Below are 12,657 nucleotides of genomic sequence, written 5' to 3'. Positions count from 1 at the left end.
AAGGATGTTTGAACCCCTCCTTCTCGCGAATCCTGACACGAACACGCTTCGCCCCTTACGCGCTCGGGCAAGTACCGCAGTCCACGGCCCATGACGGCCTCACGTGTTGGTTGACTGATCACTTGCTCTTGCTCGGCGCGTTGATTTGTTTATTGCTGGTTGTTGGTTTTGCTGTGCGGACTGCGAGCTCAGTTTGGTGGGTGGTTGTACGCGGATAGCGCGGGGTGAACCTGTGGCAGGTTCAGTCACCGGTGGCGAAGCGTGTGGGTATCGGTGTTCGGAGAGGTCGGGGTTCAAAGATCGGTGAGTCTGGCGAGCACCGTACTACCAGGTGCCAAAAACTCCCAGCGTGCACGCTTGGGGACGCTAACTTGCCGATTCTTGAGAGGCGTTTTCTTTGCTTCTGTTTCTTTTTCGCCGTTGGAAAAAGAAAGGAAGTGCCGCCACGCACAGTGGCTAACAGTGATAGAGAAAACATCCAACATATAACGACCGCAGGCCTAAGCAGCAGCAACCCGGCATTAACTCCGACCACTACGCCCGAACGAACCAGACCAGCACCACCCCTGATCACCCAAAACCCCAAATGCGAACAAACCCCTAAGAACGAGTGCGAACGATGGAAAAATCGATGGTGAAAAACATGGCGATCAACTTCTCGGGACTGGTACTACCTACCTTCGTCTCGTTGATCACCGTGCCTGCATACATCCATCTCGTCGGCGTCGAGCGCTACGGCGTGATCAGCCTCGTCTGGACGCTCATCGGCTACTTCGGCATTCTCGATCTCGGCATGGGCATGGCCGCTCAACACCAGATCTCAAAGGCCCACGCCGCCAATGACCCCGAAGCCCGCTCGCGCGTGTTCTGGAGCGCCATCTGGCTGAACCTCGGCACCGGCATTGTCGGCGGCGTCCTCATCTACTTCGGCGCTTTCGCCTACACCGCCTACGTCGCACATTCATCGCCAGCCATGCAACGCGAGGTCTATCACGCACTGCCGTGGCTCGCGCTAGCCATCCCCATCGCCAACGTCTCATGGGTCTGCGCCGGCGCAATCAACGGCGTCGAACGCTTCGGTATCTACAACACCAATCAAACCATCGGCACCTTCCTGTTCCAGTTGCTGCCGCTCGCCGCGGCCTGGAAAATCGCACCGAACCTGCAAACCGTACTCGCCGCCGCCGTGCTCGCACGCGTGCTCGCCGTCATTCTGCTCGCACGCGCAAGCTTCAAGGTACTCGACATCAAACGCATCGAATGGCCGCAGCTCCACGTAGCAGGCGGCCTGTTTAAGTTCGGCGGCTGGATGCTGGTCGCAACCATCTCCAGCATGATCACGGACTCACTCGACCGCATCCTCCTGGGCGCGAATCTCGGCGCACGCTTCGTCACGTATTACACGGTGCCGCAGAACCTCGTCACCCGCCTGAACATGCTGCCGAACGCACTCGTTCGCACCTTGTTCCCGCGTCTGTCCGCAGTCAAACGCGATGACGCCGACGCCATGGTCCGGCAATCACTCGAATTCCTCAACGGCATATTCACGCCAATCGCGCTCTTCGCCGTGCTCGTGCTCGCGCCATTCCTGCATCTCTGGGTGGGGCAGGAGATCGCCATCGCCAGTGCGCCGGTGGGACGTGTCCTGATCATCGGCGTGTGGCTCGTCGGGCAAGCAAGCGTCACGCGCATCATGATCCAGTCGCAGATCAATCCTGCCACGGCCGCGCGCATCGGCCTGGTCCAACTGCCGTTCTTCGTAACGGCGCTGTGGTTCGGCATCGCCCACTTCGGCCCTATCGGCGCGGCCGCGGTCGTCGTGCTGCGCTCGCTGGCCGACTATGCCCTGTTGCTCTGGATCTCGCGACTCCATGCCCGGCCGATCGCCGCCGACATGCTGATGCACCTCGCATTCCTGGTCGCAAGCCTGGGCGTGGCGTTTGTCGTCGATCCGATCGCGTACCCCCTGGAGTCGATCGCAGCGGCGTTTGTTATCGCGGGCCTGAACGCAGGCTGCTCCCTTCTCACGCGGCCCGCGTTGCGCTCCATGGCGCGAAGCCTCGTTCATGAGTTGAATGTGCGCCTTAAACGGCGCGTGAAATCCACGGTTTTAAGGTGAGGAGAGTCGCATGAGACATGATCTCGATGAAGCGGTCATCGACCCGGTGCGAGTGAACCTCGAGCCCGCCGATCTACCCCCGCCGGCTGCGCAGAGCACTCCGCCCATGCACCGCGCAAGAGTCGCGCAACGTGTACCGCGCGTGGCGATCGTGCACGACTGGCTCGTCGCTTTTGCAGGCGCCGAGAAGGTGCTTGAACAGATCGTCATGTGTTTCCCCGATGCCGATCTTTTCAGCGTCGTCGACTTCATGGATGAGCGCGCGTGGATGCGCGGCAAGACGGTCACGACCTCGTTCATCCAGAAGCTGCCGCAGGCGAAAAAACGCTACCGCTCGTATCTGCCGCTGATGCCGCTCGCGATCGAACAGCTCGATGTATCGGGCTATGACCTCGTCATTTCGAGCAGTCACGCTGTCGCCAAGGGTGTGCTGACCGGCCCCGACCAGATCCACGTGAGCTATGTGCATTCACCCATTCGTTATGCATGGGATCTGCAACATCAGTACTTGCAGCAATCGAATCTGACCGCGGGCGTGAAGTCGTTGCTTGCGCGTCTCGTGCTGCACTACATGCGCAACTGGGACATCCGGACATCGAATTCGGTGGATCATTTCATCGCGAATTCGGCGTTCATCGCGCGGCGGATCAACAAGGTCTATCACCGCGATTCACACGTGATCTTCCCGCCCGTCGATGTCGAAGCGTTCCAGCTTTGCGAGGTGAAAGAGGACTTCTATCTGACAGCGTCGCGCATGGTGCCGTACAAGAAGATCGACTTGATCGTGGAGGCGTTCGCGAAGATGCCGGAGCGCAAGCTGGTCGTAATCGGCGATGGCCCCGACATGCGCAAGATCCGCGGCAAGGCCACGCCGAATGTCGAGATCATGGGCTATCAGCCGTTCGCGGTCCTGCAGGACAAGATGCGGCGCGCGAAGGCGTTCGTGTTCGCGGCCGAAGAGGACTTCGGCATTTCGGTGGTCGAGGCGCAGGCGTGCGGTACGCCGGTGATCGCGTACGGCAAGGGCGGCGCGCTGGAGACGGTGCTCGATAGTTCGCACGCGCGCCCGACTGGGCTCTTCTTCGACGAACAGACAACCGGCGCGATCATCGAAGCGGTGGAAGGTTTCGAACTCGGCGTGGTGAAGGTCAATCCCGCGGATTGCCGCGCGAATGCCGAGCGTTTCTCGATCAAGCATTTCCGCGATGGGCTGCGCGCGTATGTACAAAGCATCGCGCCGCAGTTCACGCTTGCACCGCCAGCGTTGCCGCCGGTGCCGGTCGAGCGTGCGCTCAAGGCTGAGCCTTCAAAGCAAGATGAAGAGCACAAGGCGGCCGACTCAATGCGTGTGCTCGCCGTCGATCAAAGCGGTGTGCTCGGTGGCGCGGAACTATCGTTGCTCGAGGTGATGAAGAACATGCGCGGCACCAACGAGACCGTGTTGTTCGACGACGGTCCGTTTCGCATCGCACTCGAAGCGGTAGGGATCAAAGTCGATGTGCTCGACGGCGCTGCGCTCGGCGGCGTGAGCAAGGAAGGCGGCTTGAAGCGGCCGGGCGCGGGCATGATCGGCGGCGTGATGAGCCTCGTGCGCGGCACGCTGGAAAAGTCACGCAACTCCGATGTGATCTACGTGAACACGCAGCGCGCGATGGTGGTCGGTGCGATCGCGGGGCTGATCTCGCGGCGCCCGGTGGTGTGGCATCTGCGCGATATCGTCAGCAAGGAGCATTTCGGCAAGACCCAGCTCACCATCATCAAGTGGTGCACGAAGCTCATGCTCGAACGCGTGATCGCGAACTCGACGGCCTCCGCCGTCGCACTTACCGCGTTGACGCGCTTGAAAGAAGAGCGGCTGGATGTGGTGTTCAACGGCATTTCAGCCGAGCCGTTCACCGAGCTGGAATCGGTCGCGCAGCACGAACTGCGGACGCGATTCGGTTTGCCGCAGGACGCGTTTCTGGTGGGCTCGTTTAGCCGGCTCGCGCGCTGGAAAGGGCAGCACATCCTGCTTGAAGCGCTGCTGCAGGCGCCCGAGATGCATGCCGTGCTGGTAGGCGCGGCGCTATTCGGCGAGGACGCCTACGAGGCGGAATTGCGTGCCTACGTGCTCGAACACGGTCTTGCCGATCGCGTGCATTTCTTAGGCTTCCAGCATGACATCGCGGCGTGCATGAAAGCCGTCGATGTCGTCGCACATACGTCCATCAGCCCGGAGCCGTTCGGTCGGGTGATTATCGAGGGCATGCTGGCGAAGCGGCCGATCGTGGCGGCGCGTGCGGGTGGTGTGACGGATATTGTTGAAGATCGCGAGAACGGCATTCTGTGCACGCCCGGCGATGTCCACGCACTCGCCGGCGCGCTGGGCGAACTGTCGGCCGATGTTGGTTTGCGCAACCGGCTGGTCGAGCAGGGTTATGCCAACGCGATCAGTCGCTTCGGTACGGAACGGTATGTGGAAAGCGTCGAAAAGATTCTCTCCGATGTCGCTGGGAAGTCGCGGTTGAAACGGGGGTAGCCAAGCGGTTGCCGGGGGCCGCTGGCGCCGATGGTTGGAGGGTCGTGCTGGGTTGCCGCTTTCGGTGTTAGTGGTCCGCGTGAGTTGGCTGTTTTCTTTACCACTGCTAGCCACTGTTAGCCACTGTGCGTGGGAACAGCGGTTTGAGCAGCAACCCGCTAACGACGATATCGCCAGCAACGCGGCATAAGACCCGCCACTATTGATGAAGAAAGGCCCGCATGGCCCGCGCGCCCATCTCAATAAACAGACGGGCGCGCGGGTGGTGACTTTCAAGGGGTTTGCATCAAGGGCTTTGCGCCAACGCGCGGATAACATCGACGCGCCAGAAGACAGACCTAGCGGACAAGCGCACGCCGGGCGGGAAGCGTGCGCTTCGAACGCCGCGTCTTCGGGTGGATATTTAAATGGGGATCAGCGTTAGCACTTGCTCGACCGTGAGCAACTTATCGGGCGGAAAGTCTGCAAGGTACAGGAGCGCGGCGACCGGGTCGCCTAACTCCTGCTGCGCACAAACCCGCCAGGTGCTTTAAGCCGTAGCAGACTGACGCCGCTTAAGACTTGCCGACCAGTTCATCGCCGGGCGTTCGACCAACATGTAGAACACGAACGCCACGGCAATCGGCACGACCATGAAGGCAAACGACGCCCAGATCGTAGTTTGCAGCGCCGAGTGAAACAGCACCGATCCCAGCAGGATAAGGATCGGAATATGCACGATATACAGCGAGAAGCTGAACTCGCCGAGCCACGAAAAACCGCGCACGGGTAATGAATTACGCATCGGTTTATCCAACACCTGGAACAGATAGAGCGCGAACGCCAGCGCCCAGAACTGGAACGCCAGATATTGCCCGAGCTTGAACGCGCCGCAGCCGATCACCGCAACCACCACGGCCGCGATCTTCAGCTTCATCGACCCCTTGGGCATCTTGACTGCATCCGGCGCAGCTTTCGCTTCGGCGATCCACGCGCCAAGCGTCCACGAGAACCAGTACGACGCGAACAACACAATCTCATGCCGCTCGAACACGAGCGCCGAAATCACATTGACGATGCCGACGCTAACCAGCACCGCCTTCATCCCGATCCGCCGGCGCAGTGCAATCAGCAACGGATACACGAGATAGAACTGCACTTCGAGCGACAGCGTCCACAACGCCCCGTTCGATCCGAACGTGCCACCGGCCACGCCTTGCAGCGAGAGCAGGTTCACGATGAACAAATGCAGATCCGCCGTGCCGATCTTGGGGCTGACCGGCGTGAAGCCAAGACTGAACGTGTCCAGCACATACGTCAGCACCAGCGCCGCAAGCAGCACCGGATAGATCCGCGCAAAACGGCGCATCAGGAAGTTGCCCGTATCGAAGGGCGCGGCGGGATTGGCGAGCAGCTTGCGCGCCGTTCCTCGATGAATGCAGTAACCGCTGATCACGAAGAAGATCGGCACGCCGGCCGAACCCCAAGCAATTGGAAAGGTGAGGTAGCTGAAAACCGTGTTGAGGTCGAACCTGGCCCCGGTTTTATGGAATTGCTGTATGCCGATCCACGTGATCTGGCGGCAGTGAAAATAAGCGACCAGTAATGCCGCGAAACCGCGCCACGCGTTGATGGCGACATCCCGGTCGTCGATGCTCACAGCGGCTGCGCGTTCGAGCGGTAACTGCAGGGAGGAACCGGCCGGATCGAGCAGGGACGAATCGCTCATTGAAGACCTCGTGTCCAGATTTGAATGAAGGCCGGAGGGGATTCCCGGCCTTGTGGCGCCTTACTTCAGCGTACGAAGTGGCGCGCTAGGCAACTTCCATATTAGTCCTGCAAATAATGGAAAAATATGCGTGGCAAACACCTTGTCTTGCGCATGATGAGCAAAAACGTCCCTTTGATCTGTTCGAAAGGTAACGAATTTATTCGGCAATTATTTACCGATTTTTTTCTGCTAACTTCATTTCAGACCATTCAAAAACAGGGGTACGCCATGGACATGCACGCGTTTGCCGGTATTGCTGTTCTGTTGATTCTCGCCGCGGTCTCTGCTTATCGAGATGCGCTGCGTAACGATCCCATGTCGAAACTGAACGCCTCGGGCATTCGTTTCCCGCATTTGGACGACCAGGAATAAACGTTTCACGAACGATCGTGCTGCGCCGCGGCAGGCGGATGAATATTTTTTTCCGATGATCGATCAGCCCCGCGCCGTTGCTGGATCCGGGGTATCCGACACGCCGCTTTGCGATGCAGCAATTTATTTTACGTTTTCAAAACCGGCTATCGATGGAAATCGGCACCGTGATAGAAAATTTTGAATGAATGCGAATCCAATGTGTTGGACACCGCACGAACGGGCGTTCGTGCATTAATTTGCAGGCATTTTAGGAAGCGCGTGCGATGCTGAAAGTCACCAAAGCCGTATTTCCTGTCGCGGGACTCGGCACCCGGTTCCTGCCCGCGACAAAAGCGAGCCCAAAGGAAATGCTTCCCGTCGTCGATAAACCGCTGATCCAGTACGCGGTCGAAGAGGCGATCGCGGCTGGAATCACGGAAATGATATTCGTGACGGGCCGCAGCAAGCGTGCGATTGAAGATCACTTCGACAAATCGTATGAGATCGAAGCGGAACTCGAAGCGCGTGGCAAGGCAGCGTTGCTCGAAGTCGTGCGCAAGATCAAGCCCGCGAACGTGGACTGCTTCTACGTTCGTCAGGCCGAAGCGCTCGGCCTCGGCCACGCTGTGCTGTGCGCGGAGAAGCTGATTGGCGAGAACCCGTTCGCTGTGATCCTTGCCGACGACTTGCTGCACAGCAAAGAGCCGGTCATGAAGCAACTGGTCGATGTGTTCAATCACTACCATAGCTCGGTGATTGGTGTGGAGCGGATCAGCCGGATCGACAGTGCCTCGTATGGCGTGATTGAAGGACGCGAGTGGGAAGAGGACATCATCAAGCTGTCGGGCATCGTGGAGAAGCCGCAGCCGGCCTTGGCGCCATCGAATCTGGGTGTAGTGGGGCGTTATGTATTCATGCCGGGCATTTTCACGCATCTGCGCAATACGCGGCCGGGCAGTGGCGGCGAGATTCAATTGACCGATGCGATTGCGTCGTTGCTGGCGGTGGAGCAAGTGCTGGCGTACCGGTATTACGGCACGCGCTTTGATTGCGGCAGCAAGATCGGATATTTAAAGGCAACGGTGCAACTTGCGTTGCAGCACCCCGAAGTGCGTGCAGACTTCGAGGCGTACCTGCGTGAGTGCCTGCCAGCGTTGTTTCCCGAGGCCGCGGCTGTCGAACAACCCGAGTTGATCGAGCCGCTCTAAGGTATTTCGCGCGTGCCAGCATCAACTCTGGCGCGCGCGATCCGTCAGAAATCAAACCACCGGCATAACCACGGCGAGTACGCCACGAGCATCTGCTGAATCGGCGCGTGATGCCCATAGGCAATCGTCGACACCGCAAGCAAACCCAACCCTGCAAAGATCGATCCGGGCATCCTGCGCGGCTGTTTGAAAAAGCGCCGCAGGAAAAACAACGCAATGCCGCCGCCCAGGAACCACCCGGCCACCACTTCAATCGGCGTATGTGCGTCCTGCACGACCCGACAGAAGCCGATCAGCGCACCCAGTCCCAACCCTGCCGCAGCGCCCAGCCGATACCACTTCACGCTCCTGCTTCCCGCAAGCAAGCCGAACGTCACGCCCCACACCGCCGATGTCAGCATGGTGTGGCCGCTGATCACGCGGAAATCGAGCGAGCGAATTTCAACGCCGCAACCCGCGTAGAGGACCTTGTTCACGCCGACCAGCACCAACGCACCCAGCAACGCGCCAATCCAGACCAGCGCTTCACGCTTGTCAGTCGTGCTCAGCCACAACGCACATCCGGCTGCAACGGGAATGGTCAAACCCGCATCGCCGAAATTGGTGATCCAACTTAAAACCGTCGTACTCGTCATACGCCCCCCGAAAAGCGCGCGCTTAGCCGCGACTGGAATCGTCGCCGCTGCGCTTCTTGCGCTGTGCCTGACGCTGCTGCCACACCTGTTGTTACCCTCGTAACGCCATCACTCCTCTGCGGCTTTCCTGCGCCCGGCCAGCCGGTATTCGGTCGGTGAAATGGACAGGCGCTTGCGGAATATTTTAGCTAAGCCGTCGCCGCTGCCGGCGCCGCATCGACGCGCGATCTTGTCGACGGGAAGATCGGTTGCGGCGAGCAGCATGCAGCTCGCATCCAGCCGCGCCCGCAACAAATACTCCGAGGGCGTCAATCCGATCTGCGCCTTGAAGCGCCGCAGGAAATTGCGCTCGCTCATTGCCGCCACGCGCGCGGCATCGGCAATCGAAATCGGCCGGATGTAATTTTCGCGCATCCATCGTGCCGCGGCGTCGATCTTCTGACGGACACCACCCACGTCGGTATCGTCGAGCACGGCGGACAGCTTCGGCCACGCACCCGGAATGGAACGCTCCGATACTTCCCGCGCCACCGCCGGACCGTAATCGCGCTTGATGATCGACAACGCCGCCGCGATCGGACCCTTGGGATCGTCGAGCGTCAGCGTCTGCTCGGCGATGAACAGCGAACTCGTCAAGGCGGACGCCGCCGCCGGGTCCTCGAAGTCGGGCGCGCGGTTCTGCAGTGAAAGATTGGCCGCCGCGAGGATCTGCGAGCCCTCGCCAATAGCCTTCACGAACGATATCTTCGGCGCAACCCGGCTCAGCCGCCTGAGCAACTGCGTGTCCAGTTTCGCGCGCTGCGCGCCTTCCCCGCCCGCGATGAACAGGGCGTCGCAATCGCTCATCCAGCGCGTGTCCAGACTCTCGGTCCAGATGCGCATGGAGCAACTGCTGGCAACGCTGCCGCCATCGCTCGACAAGAACAGCAACGCGTAATCTGGTGCCGCGCCCGACTTGACGGCCGCGGAATCGGACATCGCGTAAATTTCGTTGGCGAGCGAAAACACTTCCGATATCGAACTCACCTCGACCAGCGAGAAGTCCTCGAATATCAGAATGCCGATCCGTTTGGGCGCGGCCTTGCCTTCCTGTAGGGCTTCATGCATGGCTTCTTGCATGGCTTCGTCTGCTGACCCGGATCCTGAATCGTGCGCGTCGCCCGATGAGGTTTCATGCGCGGGTCCGTGCCTGTTCGAGCGGGATGCATCATGCGCCGACGCGGATTCTGCGGTCGGTAATCGCACAATTTGCAGCCGGCTCATACCATTGGCGTGTCCCATCAACTTGTCTCCGGTGTCGGTGCGAGCGGTGGGGATTGATCTCGTATGCGTCGCACTATACGCGGCGCCATTGAAGCGTCATGCCAGTCGTCTGAAAAGAACGAGATGTTGGCAGATGGTTTCGATATTCAAGTAATAAGCTGACCCTCAGTGATGAATAAAACCGTCACCGGTCGCTGTAACGCATCACATGAGGCGTTCAAAAAGGCCGCATTGACTAGAAATCCTGGCCCGTTATCGAGCGCCGGACAAAAAAACAAGGGGTCGGACATGCTCAAGGTACGCAAGGCGGTGTTTCCCGTTGCAGGACTCGGCACGCGCTTTCTTCCTGCTACCAAGGCAAGTCCGAAAGAAATGCTGCCCATCGTCGATAAACCGCTGATCCAGCATGCGGTGGAAGAGGCGGTCGCGGCGGGCATCACGGAAATGATCTTCGTCACGGGCCGCGGCAAACGTGCGATTGAAGATCACTTCGATAAGTCATACGAAATTGAATCCGAGCTCGAGGCACGCGGCAAACACGCGCTGCTCGACCTCGTGCGCAACATCAAACCGTCGCACGTCAACTGTGTCTATGTGCGCCAGGCGGAGCCGCTCGGACTCGGTCATGCGGTGCTGTGCGCGGAAAAGCTGATCGATGACGAACCCTTTGCCGTCCTGCTTGCCGACGATCTGCTCGATGGCGAGCCGCCCGTGATGGCGCAGATGGTGGAGGTCTTCAACCGCTATCACTCGTCGGTGCTGGGCGTCGAAGAGATCGATCCGAGCGAGTCGGGTTCGTATGGCGTGATCGATGGCCGGCAGTGGGATGAACGGCTCTTCAAGATGGCGCGTGTGGTGGAGAAGCCCGAACCGGCGTTGGCGCCTTCCAATCTTGGCGTGGTCGGACGCTATGTGCTGATGCCGCGCATCTTCCAGCATCTGCGCACGCAGAAGCCTGGTGCGGGCGGCGAGATCCAGTTGACCGATGCGATCCAGGCGTTGCTGGCTCACGAACAGGTGCTGGCTTACCGGTACAAGGGCAAACGCTTCGATTGCGGCAGCAAGCTTGGTTATCTGAAGGCCACGGTGGAGTTTGCACTGCGTCATCCGGAAGTGGCGAAGCCATTTGAAGCTTACTTGCGCGCGTTTCTCGCGAGCCGCAACAGCGTACCGGTGACGAGTGACGAACCGCTCGACGAGACACCGGAGTTGATCGGCTGATTTCGTGAGCGGTTCCATGAGCATGAATCGGTGAATGCGCCGGACCGGTGTTAGCTGCAGACACATCTGGCGACCAAGCTGAACAGGGTTTGAATTGCAGCATGAACCGCGTTGTAAGTAGCGCTAGCCCCCCGGTGTGCGCTATGGTCTTTAGCCCGCCATGAGCGGGCTTTTTTTCGCTCAACATATGAAAAAGCGGCTCATTGAGCCGCTTTTCGAGCCTCTTATAGAGCCGCCATATGCTTCAACGGAAGTACGCTTTTGCGTTCGAGTGCACGTCGTCGCGGGTCAGCACTTCGGCCGGCATCAGCCATGCATAGTCGCTGTGCTGATCAAAGCGCCCGATAGGCACCGACCCGCTCAGCATGATCGAATAAGCGAGCGCGACATAATGCGTGGCGATGTCCGGGACACCCGCGAAGTTATCGTCGTAGTAGTGCTCGAACACGCCGAACAGACGCGACGACGAGCGCTGGACGCTGGCTATGCCGAGTTCGTCGCGGACCACGCGCGTGAACGCCGTATCGAGCGTTTCACCTTTGCGGACCCGGCCGCCCGGCACGAACCACATGTCCTGCGCGGGCCGGTTGCGACGTTGTCCGAGCAACACGCGGCGGTTGCCATCGGTCACGATCAGGTCGATGGACACAAGCGGCGTGAGGCGAATGGCATGGAGGAAATCCGCGTCATCGAGGATCGCGGATTCGTTGGGCGGCGGCGCTTTCTTGAGCAGCTCGGCCTGTTGCGCGGTAGCGGCAACTGACGAAAACGAAGAGAGATCTGTCACGCTCGTGGTACCTCAGTCATGGTCATCGTTATTGAATAAGCGCGCGGCAGCGTGGCCTATGAAAAGCACCACGAGGGCGATCAGCGCGCAAACTGCCAACCCACCGCCGAGCATTGCGACGGCAATGATTGCCGTCCAGCGCAGGCCGTCCATGATGGTTCCGAGTGTGCTTTCGATCGCTGTGTTTCCGGCCAGACAAGCAATGTTTGCGTGGCTTCGTTCACTGCGTCGGCATTTTATGCAGATGAGTCAGTTTAGCGCGGGGTCATCGCTGCCGTATCGGCTTTGAACTGGCTTATTACGCCGAAAGATCGCGTTTGGAAGCCAATCGAAGGAATAGTCCTCGAGCGGCCTTGCGGGTGCCTCAAAGGCAGGGGAGAGCGAGGCAGGAAGAAAGCGGCGGCTGCTTTATAAGGTAAGTGCGCTTCGATTGCGCGGCCAGTCAGGCTTCGTCTCCACAGTGTTGTCGTGGACCGTCTCAGGCGGGCAAGCGCTTAGCACGGTCAGGCAGCCGAGTGTCGAGGCGAAAAGCAGGCTGCCTGAGGATGCGGTGGCATGCCCTTGTTCATGTCGATTCATGGCGATTGCAGTGGTCTTCGCCACTGCCCTAAAAATTGCATTGCACAACGATCTGCGTTTTGGCACGAACGAATGTGCCAAGGCGTAGCTGCCTATGCGGATCAGATGACTCAAGCAGGTCTCGGGCCAAGCGATGCGTTGCCTGCTGCCGTCGTCATGGATAGCGAATGTGAAGCGTGCGGAAAAGTCGAATCTGTCGGAGTTTTCGCAAAAGTCCGATGAG

10 protein-coding genes are annotated in these 12,657 nt (G+C 59.6%); 5 read left to right on the top strand and 5 right to left on the bottom strand.

What is annotated here, in order from left to right; all coding sequences use genetic code 11:
- Positions 1-619: 619 nt before the first annotated feature.
- Together M0D69_RS33050 and M0D69_RS33045 are read left to right on the top strand one after the other, a co-directional pair.
- Positions 620-2,119, top strand: coding sequence for a flippase (locus M0D69_RS33050; RefSeq protein ID WP_301786041.1), 1,500 nt, complete (start codon positions 620-622; stop codon positions 2,117-2,119).
- A gap of 10 nt (positions 2,120-2,129) precedes the next feature.
- Positions 2,130-4,637, top strand: coding sequence for a glycosyltransferase family 4 protein (locus tag M0D69_RS33045; RefSeq protein WP_301786040.1), 2,508 nt, complete (start codon positions 2,130-2,132; stop codon positions 4,635-4,637).
- Positions 4,638-5,166: 529 nt separating this feature from the next.
- Here M0D69_RS33045 and M0D69_RS33040 read toward each other — a convergent pair.
- Positions 5,167-6,345, bottom strand: coding sequence for an acyltransferase (locus M0D69_RS33040; protein WP_301786039.1), 1,179 nt, complete (start codon positions 6,343-6,345; stop codon positions 5,167-5,169).
- Between the two features lie 126 nt (positions 6,346-6,471).
- On the opposite strand from M0D69_RS33040, the gene M0D69_RS33035 reads away from it, so the two are divergent.
- The gene (locus M0D69_RS33035) at positions 6,472-6,759 is read left to right on the top strand and encodes a hypothetical protein (RefSeq protein ID WP_301786046.1); all 288 of its coding nucleotides are present in this window, start codon (positions 6,472-6,474) and stop codon (positions 6,757-6,759) included.
- Positions 6,760-7,025: 266 nt separating this feature from the next.
- A complete protein-coding gene (galU, locus tag M0D69_RS33030; protein ID WP_301786038.1) occupies positions 7,026-7,949 on the top strand; it encodes a UTP--glucose-1-phosphate uridylyltransferase GalU in 924 nt (307 codons plus the stop codon).
- 44 nt (positions 7,950-7,993) lie between these two features.
- On the opposite strand, the gene M0D69_RS33025 is transcribed toward galU (M0D69_RS33030), so the two are convergent.
- Together M0D69_RS33025 and M0D69_RS33020 are read right to left on the bottom strand one after the other, a co-directional pair.
- Entirely contained in the window at positions 7,994-8,584 is a 591-nt protein-coding gene (locus M0D69_RS33025; RefSeq protein WP_301786037.1) for a phosphatase PAP2 family protein, read from the bottom strand.
- Between the two features lie 108 nt (positions 8,585-8,692).
- Positions 8,693-9,703 carry a GlxA family transcriptional regulator gene (locus M0D69_RS33020; RefSeq protein WP_301786036.1) on the bottom strand — a complete coding sequence of 337 codons (1,011 nt, stop codon included), beginning with the start codon at positions 9,701-9,703 and terminating at the stop codon, positions 8,693-8,695.
- Between the two features lie 432 nt (positions 9,704-10,135).
- Between M0D69_RS33020 and galU (M0D69_RS33015) the strand changes: the two genes are divergently transcribed.
- Positions 10,136-11,068, top strand: a complete 933-nt coding sequence (gene galU / locus M0D69_RS33015; protein ID WP_301786035.1) for a UTP--glucose-1-phosphate uridylyltransferase GalU — start codon at positions 10,136-10,138, stop codon at positions 11,066-11,068.
- Between the two features lie 244 nt (positions 11,069-11,312).
- Here galU (M0D69_RS33015) and M0D69_RS33010 read toward each other — a convergent pair whose 3' ends face one another.
- Positions 11,313-11,765, bottom strand: a complete 453-nt coding sequence (locus M0D69_RS33010; RefSeq protein ID WP_301786045.1) for a GDP-mannose mannosyl hydrolase — start codon at positions 11,763-11,765, stop codon at positions 11,313-11,315.
- A gap of 102 nt (positions 11,766-11,867) precedes the next feature.
- On the bottom strand, positions 11,868-12,008 hold the full coding sequence (locus tag M0D69_RS33005; protein ID WP_160312457.1) for a hypothetical protein: 141 nt from the start codon (positions 12,006-12,008) through the stop codon (positions 11,868-11,870).
- Between the last annotated feature and the right edge of the window lie 649 nt (positions 12,009-12,657).

The sequence above is a fragment of the Caballeronia sp. SEWSISQ10-4 2 genome, from assembly GCF_030464885.1.
Lineage (GTDB): Bacteria > Pseudomonadota > Gammaproteobacteria > Burkholderiales > Burkholderiaceae > Caballeronia.
The sequence above is the reverse complement of the archived record's forward strand: the minus strand, read 5'-3'. Positions and strand labels throughout refer to the sequence as shown.

What these genes read in the sequence shown, in the direction of transcription:
- M0D69_RS33050 (WP_301786041.1), top strand. Translation starts at nt 620, where the DNA reads ATGGAAAAATCGATGGTGAAAAACATGGCGATCAACTTCTCGGGACTG.
- M0D69_RS33045 (WP_301786040.1), top strand. Translation starts at nt 2,130, where the DNA reads ATGAGACATGATCTCGATGAAGCGGTCATCGACCCGGTGCGAGTGAAC.
- M0D69_RS33040 (WP_301786039.1), bottom strand. Translation starts at nt 6,345, where the DNA reads ATGAGCGATTCGTCCCTGCTCGATCCGGCCGGTTCCTCCCTGCAGTTA.
- M0D69_RS33035 (WP_301786046.1), top strand. Translation starts at nt 6,472, where the DNA reads ATGCGTGGCAAACACCTTGTCTTGCGCATGATGAGCAAAAACGTCCCT.
- galU (WP_301786038.1), top strand. Translation starts at nt 7,026, where the DNA reads ATGCTGAAAGTCACCAAAGCCGTATTTCCTGTCGCGGGACTCGGCACC.
- M0D69_RS33025 (WP_301786037.1), bottom strand. Translation starts at nt 8,584, where the DNA reads ATGACGAGTACGACGGTTTTAAGTTGGATCACCAATTTCGGCGATGCG.
- M0D69_RS33020 (WP_301786036.1), bottom strand. Translation starts at nt 9,703, where the DNA reads ATGCAAGAAGCCATGCATGAAGCCCTACAGGAAGGCAAGGCCGCGCCC.
- galU (WP_301786035.1), top strand. Translation starts at nt 10,136, where the DNA reads ATGCTCAAGGTACGCAAGGCGGTGTTTCCCGTTGCAGGACTCGGCACG.
- M0D69_RS33005 (WP_160312457.1), bottom strand. Translation starts at nt 12,008, where the DNA reads ATGGACGGCCTGCGCTGGACGGCAATCATTGCCGTCGCAATGCTCGGC.